At 59.9% G+C, this 15,523-nt stretch carries 10 protein-coding genes, 1 tRNA gene and 1 pseudogene; 6 read left to right on the top strand and 6 right to left on the bottom strand.

Annotation, left to right across the window (positions count from 1 at the left end):
• Positions 1–95 precede the first annotated feature (95 nt).
• On the bottom strand, positions 96–2,486 hold the full coding sequence (locus ACTJKE_RS00345) for an arylsulfatase (protein ID WP_058325414.1): 2,391 nt from the start codon (positions 2,484–2,486) through the stop codon (positions 96–98).
• Positions 2,487–3,145: 659 nt separating this feature from the next.
• A complete protein-coding gene (locus ACTJKE_RS00340) occupies positions 3,146–3,487 on the bottom strand; it encodes a hypothetical protein (protein ID WP_057251108.1) in 342 nt (113 codons plus the stop codon).
• Positions 3,488–3,963: 476 nt separating this feature from the next.
• On the opposite strand from ACTJKE_RS00340, the gene ACTJKE_RS00335 reads away from it, so the two are divergent.
• The 3 genes and pseudogenes from ACTJKE_RS00335 to ACTJKE_RS00325 form a co-directional block, all read left to right on the top strand.
• Positions 3,964–4,272 carry a hypothetical protein gene (locus ACTJKE_RS00335; RefSeq protein WP_058320540.1) on the top strand — a complete coding sequence of 103 codons (309 nt, stop codon included), beginning with the start codon at positions 3,964–3,966 and terminating at the stop codon, positions 4,270–4,272.
• 577 nt (positions 4,273–4,849) lie between these two features.
• Positions 4,850–5,092, top strand: a complete 243-nt coding sequence (locus ACTJKE_RS00330) for a hypothetical protein (protein ID WP_057250975.1) — start codon at positions 4,850–4,852, stop codon at positions 5,090–5,092.
• A 319-nt stretch (positions 5,093–5,411) separates the two neighbouring features.
• A pseudogene (locus tag ACTJKE_RS00325) lies at positions 5,412–5,528 on the top strand (LysR family transcriptional regulator); the annotation flags it as partial.
• Between the two features lie 74 nt (positions 5,529–5,602).
• Here ACTJKE_RS00325 and ACTJKE_RS00320 read toward each other — a convergent pair.
• Both ACTJKE_RS00320 and ACTJKE_RS00315 read right to left on the bottom strand, forming a co-directional pair.
• Positions 5,603–6,283 (bottom strand): peroxiredoxin-like family protein, encoded by a 681-nt coding sequence (locus ACTJKE_RS00320; RefSeq protein WP_058325413.1) that lies wholly within the window; start codon positions 6,281–6,283, stop codon positions 5,603–5,605.
• A 270-nt stretch (positions 6,284–6,553) separates the two neighbouring features.
• Entirely contained in the window at positions 6,554–8,317 is a 1,764-nt protein-coding gene (locus ACTJKE_RS00315; RefSeq protein WP_058325412.1) for an adenylate/guanylate cyclase domain-containing protein, read from the bottom strand.
• 336 nt (positions 8,318–8,653) lie between these two features.
• On the opposite strand from ACTJKE_RS00315, the gene ACTJKE_RS00310 reads away from it, so the two are divergent.
• The gene (locus ACTJKE_RS00310) at positions 8,654–8,854 is read left to right on the top strand and encodes a hypothetical protein (RefSeq protein ID WP_143032880.1); all 201 of its coding nucleotides are present in this window, start codon (positions 8,654–8,656) and stop codon (positions 8,852–8,854) included.
• Positions 8,855–8,919: 65 nt separating this feature from the next.
• On the opposite strand, the gene ACTJKE_RS00305 is transcribed toward ACTJKE_RS00310, so the two are convergent.
• Positions 8,920–8,996: transfer RNA gene (locus ACTJKE_RS00305), tRNA-His, on the bottom strand.
• A 192-nt stretch (positions 8,997–9,188) separates the two neighbouring features.
• Positions 9,189–9,638 carry a phasin gene (locus tag ACTJKE_RS00300; protein WP_057250983.1) on the bottom strand — a complete coding sequence of 150 codons (450 nt, stop codon included), beginning with the start codon at positions 9,636–9,638 and terminating at the stop codon, positions 9,189–9,191.
• A gap of 228 nt (positions 9,639–9,866) precedes the next feature.
• Here ACTJKE_RS00300 and ACTJKE_RS00295 point away from each other — a divergent pair, with 228 nt between their 5' ends.
• Positions 9,867–13,523 (top strand): PAS domain S-box protein, encoded by a 3,657-nt coding sequence (locus tag ACTJKE_RS00295; protein ID WP_058325410.1) that lies wholly within the window; start codon positions 9,867–9,869, stop codon positions 13,521–13,523.
• A gap of 92 nt (positions 13,524–13,615) precedes the next feature.
• A complete protein-coding gene (locus tag ACTJKE_RS00290; RefSeq protein ID WP_065372773.1) occupies positions 13,616–15,298 on the top strand; it encodes an ABC transporter permease in 1,683 nt (560 codons plus the stop codon).
• Positions 15,299–15,523 lie beyond the last annotated feature (225 nt).

Below are 15,523 nucleotides of genomic sequence, written 5' to 3'. Positions count from 1 at the left end.
CTGCGGGCCCACCATGCGTCACATCGCATCGTAAACTCTGAAGTCTGAAACTGCGGGCTCTGGGACGCAAATCCCCAAAGCCCGCAAATTAAGGTTTACGGCTGCAGATTGACGGTAAGCTTTGCGATTTCACCGTTAAAGGCGAACGGGACCTGATAATCAGTTTCATCTACACCTGTGCGAGTATCGACGCCCACATCGAAAGTCTCATCCCAAGGCATGAGCGCCGGGATCGTGTGTGGTATTTTCGCGTTCGCGACCTCCTTGCCGTCCACCTTCAGGACGCCAGTGCCGCCCTTGCCCATGCCGGGTCCGTCAGATTTGAAATCGAACACCAGCGTGTGCTTGCCGGATGAAAGGGTGTCCTGCCCCTCCCAACGGAAGCGCTCCATATTGACGAAGTTGTACAGAAATACGGGTTTGCCCTTGAGGAGATAGAACCCGTATCCACCGAAGCGCCCCCCCGTGGTGACGAGCATACCTTCGCCGCCGTTTTCGGGAACGGTTACCTCTGCGGTGATCGTGTAGGATTTGTTGATGACGTTGGGTGCATTGCTTGTCGGAATACCTGGCATCACGCCGGCGTAGCTGAACTCCTTCCGTCCGGCGGTGGCGCTCGGCCGTGGCGTCTCAAGGCGTTCCAGGATCGAGTTGTCCAATGGGAAGACGTCGTACTTCGCCGCTTCCATCAGAAACAGTTCCTGCATCTGGTGCAATTTTTCCGGCATTTTTGCAGCAAGGTCGTTGTTCTGGGAATAGTCCTCAGTGAGGTTGTACAGTTCCCATTTATAGCCATCGACGACGTCCGGCATCGCCGTCGTGCCCATCAACCACGGCGCTGCTGGTGGTGTCGTGCAGGCATACCAGCCATCGCTGTAGATGCCGCGATTGCCGAACATTTCAAAGTATTGCGTTTTGCGGGCAGATGAGGCTTGGGCATTGTCCCATGTATAGGCCATGCTCACGCCTTCGATCGGTTTCTGCGCAACGCCATCGACCATAACCGGGGCGGTTATGCCTGTTGCTTCGAGGATCGTAGGAACGATATCGATCATGTGGTGGAACTGAGTGCGAACTCCACCGGCTTCCTTGATCCGTGCGGGCCAGGACATCGCCATGCCCTGACGCGTGCCGCCGAAGTGCGAAGCAACCTGCTTCGTCCATTTGAACGGCGTGTCAAACGCCCATGACCAGGCAACCGACATATGCGGATAGGTTTGGTTGGAGCCCCATTTATCATAGAACGCCATCTGCTCTGCGACCGGCATCTGCATGCCTTCGATCGTGATCAGTTCGTTCGGGGTTCCGAGCACGCTTCCTTCGGCGCTGGTGCCGTTGTCACCTTCAATGTAGATGACGAGGGTGTTGTCGAGCTTACCCAGATCATCGACGGCCTGGATAACCCGCCCGATCTCATGGTCCGAGTAGGCCACGTAGGCAGCAAACACCTCAGCCTGGTGCGCGAACAGCTTCTTGCTCTCTTCGTCGAGAGAATCCCATTTCGGGAGGCTCTCTGGCCATTCGGTTAGCTGCGTGTTGGCGGGAATGACGCCGAGCTTTTTCTGATTGGCGAAAATCTGCTCGCGCAACTCGTTCCACCCCATGTCAAACTTGCCCTTGAACTTGTCGATCCATTCCTTGGTTGGATGGTGGGGGGCATGAGTGGCACCGGGCACGTAGTAAACGAGGAACGGCTTGTCGGGTGCTGCCGCATTTAGCTGCTTTATATGATCAATGGCGTTGTCGGCCGTGTCCGTTATGAGGTTGTAGTCGGGCTTACCGGTCCAGGGGAAAATCTGGGTGGTGTTCTGGAACAGGTACGGCTCCCATTGATTGGTGTCGCCACCCATGAACCCATAGAAGTAGTCGAAGCCCATACCCGTCGGCCATTGATCGAACGGACCAGCGGCGCTGTACTGAAAAGCGGGCGTGTTGTGGTTCTTTCCGAACCAGGACGTGGCGTAGCCGTTCTGCTTCAGGATCTCGCCGATCGTAGCGTTCTCTATGCCGATGATCGAGTCATAGCCGGGATAGCCGGTTGCCTGCTCGGAGATGACGCCGAAACCCGCTGAATGGTGATTGCGGCCGGTGATAAGCGCGGCGCGCGACGGCGAGCAGAGCGCGGTGGAATGGAACTGCGTAAAGCGCAACCCCGCGTTTGCGACACGGTCGAGTGCCGGCGTGGGGATCACGCCTCCGAAAGTGCCCGCAACGCCGTATCCAGCGTCATCGGTCATGATCAGAAGGATGTTCGGGGCGCCCTTTCGGGGGACGATCTGCGGTGGCCAATAGGGTTTTGAGGCTTTCGCGTCGAGGCCGATTTCTCCACCGAACGCCGCCGGCGGGTTCGGTAGATATCGACCGTCGATCGTCGTTGTTGCGCTGGGCGAACCCAATTCACCCGTGGTTTCCTGCGCATTGGCATTGAAATTCGAAGCTGCCGTCAAACTCAAGGTGGCAAGAAAGAGCGTACCTAGTCTTAGCATGTCGCTTCTCCTCCGGTGAAAAAAAGAGAATTACAGAATGCTAAAATTAGGCAAGGTTGTAACAGTTACGAAGCCGGTTCGCATGCCCTGCGGACTGGGTGTCAGCGTGGGACAATCTGAGGGAAACGCATAACGTTGCGTGGGGACGACACTGCGATAGGTTCTTTAGATTTCAAACGCTTATCAGCTGCATCGGCATCATCTGCGGTGCAAACTACTATGCAAAATCTCACCCCCTCCGCCCGCCGATGAGAACACTCCAAGGCGATGCTGACGCGATCATTCGCACGCTGCTCGCCGACCGCACGCACCTGCGCTGACAGCTAGCGCTCGCCGAGACCTCGGCGCGCACCAGCTTAGCTCGAGGATGGCGTCCTCGCGGCGACAGGCAAACCGTACGTAGCACATGAGCGACGAGACGACCAGAAGTGCCAGTCAGGGCTCCATACGGAACCAAGGCCCATGTGCCATCCACACGACTAAAAGATGCTTCCAAACAGCGCGGAATAGACAATCACGGCTATCGCGAGCGTAAACCCAAGCGCGACGAACAGTCGGGTGAAATCGTACGTATAGAATCGAGCGAGAGTAAAGTTCCTCACGGCGACCTCCTAATTTTCATTTTGGTTGCGATGCCAGTGCACGGCGTCCACAGCAACTCAGGACAATGAGCGACTGCAATTCGTACCGACCTTGCCTACGAGACCTGCCGGAACTTGGATATCGGTCATGATTGCGGCTACGAATTCATCGCGTTTCGCACGATTGTCGAAGCCTTTGATTGCAGCGAGGTCCGTGCTTCTGGCAGTAGCCATTCGTCCTGCTGCGCTTGAACAGATGCCCGCAAATGCATCCACCTGAGCGGTTTCCGCCGCCCGCGTGCTGGCAGTCGTGGTCGTAAGCCATCCAGCATTGAAACCGACAATCGGCGCCGCGAAAAGCCCAATGCCTAAACCAATGGCGTAGGGTCTTGTCCATTCAAAAATTCGATCGAGTGTCATGACTTTGCTCCCTCTAATCAGGTGATTATCGGGATCGTTACAGGCCCGCGCTCGGACCATGAGCCAATGGCAATCCAGATTTTCCAGTTTGCGCTTTAAAAACGTCAATGTAAACAATCAAGAATCGATGTTAATGTGAAATATTCGATATTTAATTATTGATACTAATATTTATAGAAATACATAATTCTTGATCTTTCTCTGGATTTATATATATCAACTGACGTCGAATTCTCCAGAAATTTTTCATGAGTCCGTCTAATACTCCCAAAATATCTTGGTAAAGCCTCAATCATCGGATACAGATTAAACGTCGTTCTTAGGCCAGCTTGGCTTTTTGCTTCGTCAGAGGCTCCAGACCGCCAAACTCACCAATCATCGATCCTTGACGGCAGTTGTTCGCGCTGCATTGGCGCCAGACCAGCCCGATTTGGCTGAACCTTGCGAACGGCGTTCGCCATAAGAAAGGGGGCAGTATGTTTACCCGTACGAAATACCGAACCGTCCATTTCGATGAACCGTTCTGGATGCCAGGCCTCTGCGAGATGGTGGCCCCGGGCGACTACGAAGTTGATGAGGACGAGGAGTTGATTGAAGGCATCTCCTGGCTGGCTTATCGCCGCGTGGCGACCCTCATCAAGCTGCCGGCGACGGTCGAGAACAAATACCAAATGCGACTTGTTGCCATCGATCCTGAGGAGCTTGAAGGCCTCATCGCAGTGGACCGCGACAGGCACGCAATCTCCCTCTCGCCCAAATCGGAGAGACAGCAATTCGATGGGTAACGGCGTTTGCCGCTTGGCTCGTCAGTTAGCCCCAAAAGTCGAACGAAGATGTCGGCCTATGCGACCGAAACCTATCGCCCTCATCACAGAAGTAAGGATGCATCGGTGCTGTTCAGACGATTTTCTTCAGGAAGCCATCCAGAGAGACAGACGGCTTTGAACATTGGAACACACACCGAAACCGAGGTTAGGGACGCGATATGAAAAATAGCGACGAAGAACACGCACTCGCCATTAGTGTATGGGAATCGGAAGGCGGGGCGCCCAACAGATCCATGAGGCTCTATCAATACGGACGCCGCGTCGAATGCGACAGGTCGTACACCATCTACCATGTGTTCACGGGCGTGCCGGCAAAGATCGGTTCATGGACGATGACGGGGCTCAGCCAAAAGAATGCGGCGCGGGCTCTGCGTACTCTCAACACGCCCTAAAGCATGTCGCGCAAAAAGTGCGCAGCGGTTTGGCGATAGCGACACGCGTGAAATCAAACTGTCGAAGCGCGTTGCACGAGGCCGTTTAAACGCGACGCGCCCCGGGGCACCCGCAGATGTTCAACAATTGAAAGAGAGGCTCTATGCACGGGTACTCCGATGATATCGTCCCGGCATTGAGTGAGACCGAAATTGGCGTGCTCCGGCGCGTATTTGACGCGGCTTGTGCTGAGTGCGGAATATCGCGGCAGGGCCAACAAATTCAGCGGCTGGCGCAATTTCTCATGACCGAGTTCCGCCTCTACCCACTGGACGAAGAGGCGCTGCTGACAGCCGCACGGGCATTCTATTGCAAACAGAAACGTAAGCCCGGCAGCTCGGAATAATGTCGCCTATTCGCGGGAAGGCGCTTGTTTCCAATTAATCAAATAACACCTTGGGCCCACCCCTCGGAGGAGAAGTACAAACTGCCAAACATGGCCAGAGCACGGCTATAGTCGATCACAAACAAAATAAGAAAGGAAGAAAACCATGAGATCGTACATTGGAAGCTTCGGATATCAATTCAGATTCGTTGACTTCATGATCCGGTCATCGCTTGCGATTTCCCTTGGGGTCATAATCTATATCACATTCTATGGAGTTTTCTGGTGAAAGCTCGTCACGAACGAGTCCACCGCTCATCGCGCCGCTTGGCTGACGCCCATCCGCCGCGCCTACTGGACCACCTATCACGAAAGCGCCCACGAGCTCGTGCGCGTGCGCACAGTCGTGGCTTTCCTGCAGGAACTGGTGACGGCGGAACATCAGATCTTCGTCTGACACGCCTGAATCGGAGAAATCCGCCACAATCGCGCGTCGGCAACCCGGCGGCCTCGTCGAGCGAATTTTCGCTATCAATGTGCGACTTGTGAAGCGGCCGCCATCAGTTCCTTGGGATTGAGCGCCTGGCACATATTTTGACCCTGGTCCTCAACTTCTGTAAAGCTCCAGCGCACCACACCTTCTCGATCGAGCAGAAAATGGCCGACAAGCTGCATATGACCGGGTGTCCTCACCTGCTGATCGGCGTCTGTGATTTCGTACCCATCCTTTTCGCTCAGAAGATCGCCGGCGGTTGCCGGGTCCATCGGTTCAGGCAATTCCCCCGGCCGATCGACCCGCATCGTCTTGACCAGGTCCATTCCGACCTTGTGTGGCCAGTCGGTTTCATCCTCCGTGAACTCGAGGAGGGGTAAGCCGAAGGCGCGGTGTGACGCCCGCTCCGGGTCGGATGCAGCAAGAAGGCCGGGGATCGGATGATAGCGGAAATAGAGCCGCGCGCGTTCGACCGGGGTGTTCACCACCGCCAGAGAGTCCACGCCTTTTTCGCGCAAAGCCGGGTTTAACTGTGCCATTGCCGCGACATGGCGACGGCAGAAGGGACATAACAGGCCCCGATACAACCCGACCAACAATGGACGACGGCCGCGAAAATCATCAAGGGCGATCTTGCCCTCGCGTGAGATCGCATCCAGCACAAAGTTCGGAGCCTGGTCGCCCAGTCGTAGCGGATGGTCCTGATATTGTGGAGACATGGTCAACCTCCTCGCCCGAAGGACCAATAAAGAAGAGGCCGCACAGCGGCGCACGGCCTGACCTCTCGTCTTAGCGTATAGCCAGGATCAACCTGAGAATGGTCCCACATTGGCTCGCGAGCAAGCAGTAAACGGTGAATCGCGCCACGGGACGCTACCCCGGCGAGGCCGCATGGACTTCCTGACACGCGCCCTTCCCCTCGTTGATGAGCGATGGTCCAGAAGCGATGGATCAGAGCGTCTCAGAACGCATGCTGTCCGGTGTCGCATCTAAAGGGAAATGCCGGCTTCCCGTAGTCCATCCACGAGGCGGCCGAGCACGGCAGGGTCCCGATAGGGCAAGGCCCGTTTGAGGTGGTCGATGGAGAAGTTCGGGTTGACCTCGAACACCTCGTGCCAATAGCGCCGCGCCTCCTCGTGACGCCCGGTGCGACCATAGAGGCAGGCGAGATAGAAGCGCGTCATGTCGGATCGCGGCGCCAGCGCCAGCCGGCGCATGAAGGCGATCTCGGCCTCGTCGAAGCGGCCGAGGTTCAGCAAGGTCCGCCCCAGGAAATGCAGCGACAGGTCGAACTGCGGATCGAGCCGATGAGCCCGCGTATAGAACGGCAGCGCGTCTTCGAACTGGCTCTGAAAGTCCCGGATCGTGCCGAGGGCGGTATGGCCACCGGCGGAATTGGGATCGAGCTTGATCATCCGTTGGGCGGCGCTTTCGGCCTCATCGAAACGCCGCATCCAGCAGAGCGCGATTGAAAGCGCGTGATAGCCATGCGGCTCGTTGTCGTCGGTATCAACAGCCTTCTGCGCCAGTTCCAAGGCACGCTCCAGATTGTCCACCGTCCCGCCGTTCCATCGGTTGATGAAATCGGTCAAGGCGATGATCGAGAGGGACGCGTAGGCGGCTGCCAAACCCGGATCGATGGCGATAGCGCGCTCGAGCATGCTGCGCGCCTCCGCTGACGACACGGCATCGAACCGCAGAATGGCCTGACGGGACCGGACGAGCAGATCATAGGATTCCGGATCGACCTTACCGCGGCTTTCGCGTCGCTCTTCCTCGCCGGCCGTCAGCTTCACCTTGAGCGCCGTGACAATTGTGCGGGTCACTTCGTCCTGAACCTCGAAAATGTCTTCGATGCCGCGGTCGTAGCGCTCGGCCCAGAGATGACCGCCCGTCGTGCCGTCGATCATCTGGGCGTTGATGCGGATACGGTTGGCGGCGCGGCGCACGCTGCCTTCAAGGACATAGCGCACACCAAGTTCCTGGCTCACCTTGCGGATATCCGGCGACTTGCCCTTGTAGGCAAAGGAGGAATTGCGGGCGATGACGAAGAGGCCGGAAACCTTCGAGAGATCGGTGATGATGTCCTCGGTGATGCCGTCGGCGAAATAACCCTGCTCCGGATCGCCGGACATGTTGTCGAACGGCAGCACGGCGATCGAGGGCCGAGCCGGTAGCTGCGGCGGAGTTTCGGCGACGACCTCGACAGAAGCGCCCGCATATTCGTCCGGCGACCAGCTCCAGATGTGCACCGGGCGTTCGATGTTCTTGACCTCGTGGTGACCGCTGTCGGTGAAGCGGAGGTCGATGCGGCCGTGCATATATTCATGAACACCATCCGAGATGGCGACGCCGCCGGGTCTGGCGAGCGCCTCGATCCGGGCCGCGACATTCACGCCATCACCATAGAGATCGCTGTCGGCGACCATGATGTCGCCCATATTGACGCCGACGCGAAGCACGATCGCCTGATCCGCCGGGACATCCCTGTTTGCGGCCATCATTTCCCGCTGAAGTGCTGCGGCGCATTCGACGGCATTGACGGCGCTGGAGAATTCGACGAGCACGCCGTCCCCTGTCGTCTTGAAGACCCGGCCCTGGTGGGTGGCGACGAGCGGCTCCAGCACCTCTTTCCACCGCGCCATGAGCCGCGTGTAGGTGCTCGTCTCGTCACGCTCCATCAGCCGGCTGTAGCCGACGACGTCAGCAGCCAGGATGGCGGCGAGTCTGCGCTTGATGGATTCGTTGGCCATGGATTGCGGCGCCTTCCGAGAATCCTTTCTCAAAATTTTACCGGCGGATGGCCCCAATGTCTATTCAGTCTGCGGTCGGTCTGCGGCTTGCCTGTTCACGCCTGAGACCCGCCATAGGCAGTTGGCCCAACTGGACCGTCTCTCATCCACCTCGGGCGGCAGCCATGCAGCCGATTAGCCCGATTTGGGTAGCGCAGCGGCAGGAACAGGGAGTTGTCTTCCTGCGTTTCTGCTCCATCGGAAAAACCCTGTGCGATGGCTCAGGGCGACCGCGATGAACAGGCGGCCCGCCCCAGAAGCGGTTCGCATACGGAATTGAGGAAGGAGGATGGAACGATGCTTGTCGCTGTTACGGGCCGGCCAATCCTGCCGGGTGAATTCATCAAGATCGAAGACGTCTTCAGGGATGCGATTAGAGAGAGAAATCTTCCGCGCCGCTCATCGGAGGCTAAGGAGCTGGCAGTCCGGCTGTTCGAGCTTTACCAGAATGGCGTCGATGACGTGGTGGCGCTGAGAGCGATGGCCAAGCTGTTCTGAGCGCGCGATGTTTGCGGCGATGGCTGCTACGCAAGCGCTTCAATATCAATGAGATAAGAAGGAAATGGTACGGTTGGTGGGAATCGAACCTACGACCTCAGGTGCCACAAACCTGCGCTCTAACCAACTGAGCTACAACCGCACTGCTCGCGACATGTGTGTCGCTTGGCGGCTCACATACGGAGACTTCCGTCGCTTTGCAAGCCTTAACTTGAGATTATCCTGCAAAAAGACCGGATGGCAACCCATCCGGTCTTTTTGGATTTCGGCGCGCCCGGCAGATCCGGTGGCGACAAGGTCTGTCGCTCCCCGCCAGGCAGCACAGTCGGTCGGCTTAGACCTTCTTGAAGGAGGACATTGCCTTTTCGGCAGCTTCCTTGCCCGGCTTTGCGACGTTCTCGGCAACCTTCTTGGTCGCTTCCTGCATCGACTTGGCCTGCTCGACGGCAAGCTCGGCCTGCTTGCGGACAAAGCTCGTCTGCAGTTCGACAAACTCGGAGAGCGACTTCACGCCGAGCAGCGCTTCCATGTGCGAGAGCGAGTTTTCCGCATTGGTGCGCAGCGCGTCGATCGCCTTGAGGCCGATTTCGACGGTGCCGGTCTGAGCGCTTTCAAGCGTGGCTTCGACGGTCTTCGTCGCCTCTTCGGCGGCGGTCTTCATCTTGGCATAGGCTTCCTTCGACTGGGCGGCACCCTTTTCCGCGAAATCGCGGAAGCTGTCGGTGATCTTCGCCGGGTCGAACGAGGAAAGGGAAAATACGTCGTCGGTCTTCTTGGTAGCCATGAAAGCGCTCCTTGGTGTCAGGCCCTCTTCTGAGGCGCCGTTGCTTGATGCGCACTATATAGTCGATCTCCTTGTGCATTGCAATAAAATTGTGCAGCGCACAAAAACCCGGGCATTAACCTTTCGCGGTGAAAGCCGGGACGAAGCTTCGGCCTCGCTGGACCCCCGCGGATCCGCCGGGTATTAATAGAGTGTTAACCCGTAAGCGATCCGTCAATAGGCCCGTTCATGCCCGCGAGACAGTATCCTTTCATCGACATCGCCGTGCATGCGCGGGTGCGAGAGCATTTCGCCCGTGGCGATGCGGCGATCCTGTTTTCGCGGGACTTCGCACGCATCCTCTGGGCAAACGATCAGGGCGCCGCGTTCTTCGGTGCCGGATCGATCTATGACTTCATCGATGCAGGACCGGAACAGAACGATCTTTCGCTGCGCCAGTTGCGCGCCGCAGCCGCGCAACTCGTGCGCGTCGGCGATCGCCGCCAGCTTTCGATCCGCAAGTACTCAGGCTTTCGCGGCACGCCGCTCAATGTCGCCGTCGAAATGATCCGCGTTCGGCCGGACGAGGATGCCGTGCTCTTCACCGCGCCGCATGCAGGCGCACCGCTTTCGATCGAAGATCGGGCCGCACGCATGATCGCCGGCCTGGACGGCCCCGACACCCACATGGCCGTGCTCGACAGCGAGGGCGCCGTTGTCGCGCATTCCTCGGGTTTTCCCGACCTCGGCATGTCGGACGAGACGCGCAAGCAACTCGTCGTCGCGGTCTCGCGCGACCACGACTGGCTGATCAAACGGCCGGTCGCCACCCGCAAGGGCCATCTGCCGGCAGCCGTCGGCAAGATCGCCGACGATCCGTCGCTGCACCTGCTCTTTGCCGTCGAGACCATTCTCGGCACTCTCGACCCCGAGGAACACTCTCCTGCAGCCGAGCAAGCGCCGGTGTTGCCGCCCGTCCAGGATCAGGGTCCGGACGAAAGCGAGATTGCGACCGACGCCGAATTGGCAACCGACGAAATGGGCGACGAACCGGCCGCAAGCCTGGCGCCGCTCGAGCCGTTGGAAACGGCTGACGAACCCGACGCATCGGACGTCGAACAGCAGATCGACAACGGTGTCGAGGTCACGGATGAAGTGGGCGTCCTGGCGGACGCTGTCATCGAGCCGGAGCCGTCCAGTACCGCCGACGAGACGACAATTGCACCGTCCGCGGACGAACCCGACGCAGAGGACCTGAGCGTCGAGACCACTGAAATCGCTGCCGAAGCGGCTGTCGTCGAGGCAGCCGAAGACGAAACGGCCGAAATCACCGAAGTGGACAAGGCTGCCGGGGAGCCGGCGGAGTTCGTCTTCACGCCCGGCGGTCGTGCGGTGCGTTTCGTCTGGAAAATCGATGCCGAGGGCCGCTTCAGCGAAATCTCCGAGGAATTCGCAACCGCGGTCGGCCCGCGCGCGGCCGACGTGATTGGCGCAAGCTTCACCGAAGTCGCGGTACGCTACGACCTCGACCGCGACCACAAGATCGGCACGCTGCTGCAGCGACGCGACACCTGGTCCGGCAAGACGATTTTCTGGCCCATTCAAGGCACGAGCCTCAAGGTTCCGGTCGATCTTGCGGCTTTACCCACCTATTCCCGCTCGCGCGAATTCGACGGCTTCCGCGGTTTCGGCATCGTGCGCCTGGCCGATGCCGTCGAGGACGAGAACGCCAACGGCCTGGCGCTCGGCCTCACCGAGGCGGAGACGGACGAGCCCCTGCCAGAACGGGCCGAGAGCGAAAGTCCAGCCGGCGAGGCTGAGGCCGAAGGCCGGGTTGCGGCCGGACCGCAGGCCGAAGAACAACCGTCGCCCGCACCTGAACCTGCGACAGAGACTATCACGGGCGAAGGCAGCGCTGCCGAACCCGAAGACCTGCCGCTTTTCTCGGTCGTGCCGGAAGCAACGGAACTTCCACCTGAAGAGGAAAGCCTTGTCGAAGAGCCCACGCCCCCCTCGAATCCCTTCCAGGGCGAGCGCCCGGTGCTGCGCGTCGTCGAGACACCAGGCCGGCGAACCTCCGACAAGGTCGTCGAGCTTGAGCAGCACCGCGCGGCGAACGGGCTGACACGCGGCGAACAGGCGGCCTTTCGCGAGATCGCCCGGCAACTGGGCGAGAATTTCGGCAAGCCGCCTGAAGAGGAAGACGCCGCGTCGGAAAGCGGCAAAACAGTCAGCGCGGCAACAGACGGGCCCCTCCTTGCGGGTGAGAACGACGACACCGCTTCGCTGCAGCCCCCGTCGGACGAGCCGGAAATTGAGGACGCAGCACCTGTCGCGGCAAGCGGAAGCGAAACCGAGCTTGACGCAGAGACACGCGACGCCGCCAGCGAGACCGACGTCCAGCAGCAAACGGCCGACATCGGTCTTAGCGGCGAGATCCTCGACAGCCTGCCGATCGGCATGCTCGTCCATCGCGGCGAGCAATTGCTGCATGCCAATCCGGAGTTCCTGCGGCTCACGGCCTATAGCGATCTCGACGCGTTCGCACAGGAAGGCGGCATAGACGCGCTGTTTGCCAACGGCGAAGAGGCGATCGACGGCGAACCGGACGGCACGATGACGCTGATCCGCAAGGACGGCCAATTGCGGCCGGTCATCGCGCGCCTGCACTCGATCCGCTGGGGCGGCAACAGCGCGCTGATGCTGGCACTGACGCCGGCAAGCGCGCCAAGCGTCCAGCCGGCCAAGAGTGACGAGGCGGTGGCAGGCGGCGAACAGGTCGATCGCCTGAAGACGGAAATCGACGAGCTCAAATCCATTCTGGAAACGGCCACCGATGGCGTGGTCGTTCTCGGCCATGACGGCGATATCCGCTCGGTGAACCGCTCGGCGAGCGCGCTCTTCAACTATGACGAGGCCGAGATCCGCGGCAAACCCTTCGCGGCGCTCTTTGCCCATGAAAGCCAGAAGGCCGTGATCGACTACCTGCACGGCCTTTCCGGCCACGGCGTCGCAAGCGTGCTGAACGACGGCCGCGAGGTGATCGGGCGGGAGGCCAATGGCGGCTTCATCCCTCTGTTCATGACCATCGGAAGGCTTTCGGCATCGAACGGCTTCTGCGCCGTGATCCGCGACATCACCCAGTGGAAGCGGACGGAAGAAGAGCTCCGGAACGCCAAGCGCGCGGCGGAAACGGCAAACGCCCACAAGACCGAGTTCCTAGCCCGCGTCAGCCACGAGATCCGCACGCCGCTCAACGCGATCATCGGCTTCTCCGACATGATGGCGAGTGAACATTTCGGCCCGGTCGGCCACCCGCGCTATATCGAATATGCCGGCGATATCGGCCGCTCCGGCCGCCATGTGCTCGATATCGTCAACGATCTCCTGGATATCTCGAAGATCGAAGCCGGAGAGATGGAGCTCGACTTCGGCGCCGTCGAGATCAACGAGGCGGTTTCCGAGGCCGTGTCTCTCGTCCAGCCCCAGGCCAACAGCCAGCGCGTCATCATCCGCACCTCGCTTTCGGCAGCCGTGCCGAACGTCGTCGCCGATGGCCGCTCGATCAAGCAGATCGCGCTCAACATCCTGGCCAATGCCATCCGCTTCACGCCCTCAGGCGGTCAGATCGTCGTGTCGACCTCCTACGAGGCGAACGGCAGCGTCATCCTGCGGATCCGCGACACCGGCGTCGGCATGACGCGCAACGAGCTGGACCAGGCGATGAAGCCATTCCGACAGGTGACGACGGGCGCACGCAAGCGCGGCGACGGCACCGGGCTTGGCCTGCCGCTGACGAAGGCCATGGCCGAAGCGAACCGGGCACACTTCTCGATCACCTCCGCGCCGAACGAAGGCACGCTGGTGGAAATCTCCTTCCCGTCACAACGCGTCTTGGCGAACTGAGACCGGATGTTATAAGGAAATGTTGACTCACGGTGGCCAGTTTGCTGGCCACCGGTTAGCCATTCCTGCCGTCTCGCTTCGGAATCGATCGATTGCAGTCCACCACTCAGAGCACAAAGCGGCGTCTTGCACGTGCAGGAACCGGTCTTTCCCATCCTCTCCTGGCGACCTGGGCCGGCCTGACGTCGGTGATCGTGCTGATGCCGATCATTGCGATCGCGTGGCTCGCTGTTTCGGGCGGGGGCGGCAACTGGCCGCATCTCATGGAAAACGTCATTCCGCGCGCAACCGGGCGAACGCTGCTCCTCGTTTCGCTGACCGGTGCCACCACGGCAATCATCGGCATCCTGACCGCCTGGCTGGTGGCAAGCTGCGAGTTTCCGCTTCGCCGATTTCTTTCCGCCGCCCTGGTGCTGCCGCTCGCCATCCCCGCCTATCTTGCGGCCTATGCCTTCGGTGAGCTCTTCACCTTCACCGGGCCGGTGCAGAGCCTGATCCGCTTGATCTTCGGCTTCAAGACGAGCCGCGACTATTGGTTTCCGGATATCCGCTCGCTCGGCGGCGCGGTGCTGGTGCTGAGCTCGGTGCTCTATCCCTACATCTACCTCGCCTGCCGCTCGATGTTCCTGATGCAGGGACGGGCGGCTGCGGACGTCGCGCGCACGCTCGGCGCCGGTCCGCTGAAAGTGTTCTTCCGCATCCAGATCCCGATGGCTCGCCCGGCGATCATGATCGGCCTGACGCTGGTGGCGATGGAGACCTTGAACGATATCGGTGCCGTCGAATTCCTCGGCGTGCAGACGCTGACCTTCTCGATTTTCGATACCTGGCTGAACCGCGGCAGTCTTGCGGGCGCCGCCCAGATCGCCTGCATCATGCTGGTTTTCGTCATCGGCCTGATGATGATCGAACGGGCCGCACGCCGCCGCCAGCGCTTTTCCAGCCAGAAGACGACCTCGGCGGTTCACGACGCCGTCCGGCTGTCGCTGACCGGCTGGAAGAAATGGGCGGCAATGTTCGCCTGCCTGCTGCCCGTCCTCTCCGGTTTCGCCGTGCCGTTCTTCATCCTCGGCAATTTTGCCCTGAAGCGGATCGACCAGTTCGTGGAGCCTCGCCTTCTGAACGCGCTCTTCCACAGCATCCTGGTTTCGGGCGCGACGGCGATGGCCACGGTATTGCTCGGCTTCGTGCTGGCCTATGCGGCGCGCACCGGGCACTCCCGCGTCTCCGACACGGCCGGGCGGCTCGCCTCCTTCGGCTACGGTGTGCCCGGCACGGTGCTGGCGATCGGCGTGCTCTTTCCGCTCGCTGCTCTCGACAATGCGATCGACGCCGGCATGCGGGAAACCTTCGGCATCTCCACCGGCCTGATGATGACCGGCACCGGCTTTGCCATCATTTATGCCTGCAGCGTGCGCTTTCTTACAATGGCGGAAGGCACGCTCGAAGCCGGCTTCCAGAAGCTCTCTCCGCATCTCGACATGGCCGCGCGCGCGCTCGGGCGCACGGGCGGACAGACCCTGCGCACCGTGTTGCTGCCGATGATGCGCCCAGCCGTTCTGACTGCGGCCCTGCTCGTCTTCATCGAAACGATGAAGGAGCTATCCGCCACGATCATGCTGCGACCCTTCAACTTCAACACGCTCGCGACCCTCGTCTACGAGGATGCCTCGCGGGCGAAGGTGGAGGATGCTTCGGTCGCCGCCATGATCATCGTCATCGCCGGCATGATCCCGGTCATTGCCGTGTCGCGGTCTCTCGAAGGCCGATCCTGATAGGTATCGGGAAGCCCCCTGCGCGTTTCTGACGGCAGCAACGGCATAAAAAAAAGGTGGCTGGGAGGCCACCTCGATAATCGAATGCTAAACCAACAAGTGCTCGAGAAGGGATGACATCATGTCTGCGGCGGCATCGCTGCCGAGCGCCGACTTACATCGACCGGCCTCAAGTTGACATGACCATGCGCCCCCAATTCCTAACAAGACCTTACCAGGCGGCTC

Origin of the sequence: Ensifer sp. 22521 (genome assembly GCF_052044795.1) — a bacterium.
In the GTDB taxonomy this organism is placed as follows: domain Bacteria; phylum Pseudomonadota; class Alphaproteobacteria; order Rhizobiales; family Rhizobiaceae; genus Ensifer.
The sequence above is the reverse complement of the archived record's forward strand: the minus strand, read 5'-3'. Positions and strand labels throughout refer to the sequence as shown.

Bases quoted from the DNA above. Each gene is read 5' to 3' on its own strand.
- ACTJKE_RS00330 (WP_057250975.1), top strand. From the start codon at position 4,850: ATGCACGGGTACTCCGATGATATCGTCCCGGCATTGAGTGAGACCGAA.
- ACTJKE_RS00300 (WP_057250983.1), bottom strand. From the start codon at position 9,638: ATGGCTACCAAGAAGACCGACGACGTATTTTCCCTTTCCTCGTTCGAC.
- ACTJKE_RS00315 (WP_058325412.1), bottom strand. From the start codon at position 8,317: ATGGCCAACGAATCCATCAAGCGCAGACTCGCCGCCATCCTGGCTGCT.
- ACTJKE_RS00345 (WP_058325414.1), bottom strand. From the start codon at position 2,486: ATGCTAAGACTAGGTACGCTCTTTCTTGCCACCTTGAGTTTGACGGCA.
- ACTJKE_RS00335 (WP_058320540.1), top strand. From the start codon at position 3,964: ATGTTTACCCGTACGAAATACCGAACCGTCCATTTCGATGAACCGTTC.
- ACTJKE_RS00340 (WP_057251108.1), bottom strand. From the start codon at position 3,487: ATGACACTCGATCGAATTTTTGAATGGACAAGACCCTACGCCATTGGT.
- ACTJKE_RS00295 (WP_058325410.1), top strand. From the start codon at position 9,867: ATGCCCGCGAGACAGTATCCTTTCATCGACATCGCCGTGCATGCGCGG.
- ACTJKE_RS00310 (WP_143032880.1), top strand. From the start codon at position 8,654: ATGCTTGTCGCTGTTACGGGCCGGCCAATCCTGCCGGGTGAATTCATC.
- ACTJKE_RS00320 (WP_058325413.1), bottom strand. From the start codon at position 6,283: ATGTCTCCACAATATCAGGACCATCCGCTACGACTGGGCGACCAGGCT.